Annotated in this window: 1 pseudogene; it reads left to right on the forward strand. The window is 47.0% G+C overall.

Features of this window, described 5'->3' with window-relative positions:
- Window positions 1-2,685: pseudogene (gene carB, locus IQ229_RS23200) on the forward strand (carbamoyl-phosphate synthase large subunit); the annotation flags it as partial.
- Window positions 2,686-2,688 lie beyond the last annotated feature (3 nt).

Here is a 2,688-nt window from a genome sequence, read left to right on the forward strand (position 1 = left end):
GGTGGGTATAGATGCCAGCCCCGTTTCGCAAATTCTCATTGACCAGTCTTTACTCGGCTGGAAAGAATACGAACTTGAAGTGATGCGTGACTTGGCAGATAACGTGGTGATTATCTGCTCCATCGAAAACCTTGACCCTATGGGCATTCACACCGGAGACTCAATCACCGTCGCTCCCGCGCAAACCCTCACTGATAAAGAATATCAAAGGCTGCGGGATATGGCAATTAAAATCATCCGCGAGATCGGTGTGGAAACTGGCGGTTCTAATATCCAGTTTGCTGTCAATCCGGTTAATGGGGATGTGGTTGTAATTGAGATGAACCCCCGCGTTTCCCGTAGTTCGGCTTTATCTTCCAAAGCTACAGGTTTCCCCATCGCCAAAATGGCAGCAAAATTGGCTGTGGGCTATACCTTGGATGAAATTAAAAATGACATCACCAAAAAAACTCCCGCGTCTTTTGAGCCAACAATTGACTATGTGGTGACAAAAATCCCCCGCTTCGCCTTTGAAAAGTTCCCCGGCTCCGAACCAGTGCTGACAACCCAAATGAAATCTGTTGGGGAAGCAATGGCAATTGGGCGCACATTCAACGAATCCTTCCAAAAGGCGCTGCGATCGCTCGAAACCGGACGCGCTGGTTGGGGTTGCGACAAAGCTGAGAAATTACCTAGTGGCGAACAAATTCGCGCCCAATTACGGACACCTAACCCCGATCGCATTTCTCTGTGCGCCACGCCTTGCAACTAGGAATTAGTGCTGAGGAAATCTATGAACTAACTGGTATTGACCCTTGGTTCCTAGATAAATTTCAGCAACTACTAGATATCGAGAAATTCCTGAAGCGGACACCTTTGCAGCAATTGACAAAAGAGCAACTTTATGAAGTAAAGCGAGACGGATATAGCGATCGCCAGATTGCCTATGCCACTAAAACCACTGAAGATGAAGTTCGCGCCTACCGCAAGTCACTAGGAATCATCCCAGTTTACAAAACCGTAGATACCTGCGCCGCTGAGTTTGAAGCCTTTACCCCTTACTACTATTCTACCTACGAAGAAGAAACAGAGGTAATGCCCGCAACCAAGCCAAAAGTTTTGATTTTGGGTGGTGGCCCCAACCGCATTGGACAAGGAATTGAGTTTGACTATTGTTGTTGTCACGCCGCTTATGCCTTGAAGGATGCGGGGTATGAAACAATTATGGTCAACTCCAACCCAGAGACAGTTTCGACAGATTACGATACCAGCGATCGCCTTTACTTTGAGCCTTTAACAAAAGAAGATGTCCTCAACATCATCGAAACTGAAAATCCAGTTGGGGTAATTATCCAGTTTGGCGGGCAAACACCGCTGAAGTTGGCTATCCCACTCCAGAAGTTTCTCAGCACTCAGGACTCAGGACTCAGCACTCAAATTTGGGGTACATCGCCAGATTCCATCGACATGGCAGAAAACCGGGAACGGTTTGAAAAGATTCTGCAACAGTTGAATATTTCCCAACCGCCTAATGGTATTGCTCGAAGTTACGAAGACGCGCTGATTGTCGCCAAACGCATTGGCTATCCAGTGGTGGTACGTCCCAGTTATGTGTTGGGGGGACGAGCAATGGAAATCGTTTATTCCGATGCTGAGTTGGAACGCTACATGACCTTTGCGGTACTAGTGGAACCAGAACATCCGATTTTGATTGATAAGTTTTTGGAAAACGCGATTGAAGTCGATGTCGATGCGATCGCCGATCACACAGGACGAGTGGTGATTGGTGGTATTATGGAACACATCGAACAAGCAGGTATTCACTCAGGAGATTCTGCTTGTTCCTTACCTTCCATTTCCCTATCACCAGCAGTTCTCAATCAGATTCGTACTTGGACGGTGCAGCTAGCACAAGCATTGTCAGTCGTAGGGTTGATGAATATTCAATTTGCCGTTGTCGGTGCAAGCAGCTATTCTCCCCAAGTTTACATTCTAGAAGCTAACCCCCGCGCTTCCCGCACAGTGCCTTTTGTTTCTAAAGCAACGGGTGTACAGTTGGCGAAACTAGCATCCTTAATTATGTCGGGTAAAACCTTAGAGGAGCTAGGCTTTACCGAGGAAGTCATTCCCACACATATTGCTGTAAAAGAAGCTGTATTACCCTTTAATAAATTCCCAGGAACTGATACAATATTGGGCCCAGAAATGAGATCCACTGGTGAGGTGATGGGGATTGACAGCGACTTTGGCCGTGCCTTTGCCAAAGCGGAAATGGGTGCTGGGGAGCGTTTACCACTAAGTGGAACTGTATTTGTATCAATGAGCGATCGCGATAAAGCTGCTGCAAGTGGTGTGGTGAAGGAATTTATCGATTTGGGCTTTACAGTGATGGCTACCCTTGGTACACGCCGAGTTCTTCTGGAACAGGGGCTAAAAATTGAATTAGTCTTAAAACTTCATGAAGGTCGTCCCCACGTTCTAGATGCGATCAAAAACCAGAAAATCCAACTGATTATCAACACACCTTCAGGGGAAGAAGCCCAGACTGATGCTAGGTTAATCCGCCGCACAGCCTTAGCTTACAAAATTCCCATCATTACTACCATCGCCGGTGCAAAAGCTACCGTCGCCGCCATCCGTTCCTTACAAAATACGACTTTGGACGTAAAAACCATTCAAGAGTACTGCCCGATTGCGAGGGTGTAGGGA

It is taken from the genome of Nostoc cf. edaphicum LEGE 07299 (assembly GCF_015207245.1).
Taxonomy (GTDB): domain Bacteria; phylum Cyanobacteriota; class Cyanobacteriia; order Cyanobacteriales; family Nostocaceae; genus Nostoc; species Nostoc edaphicum_B.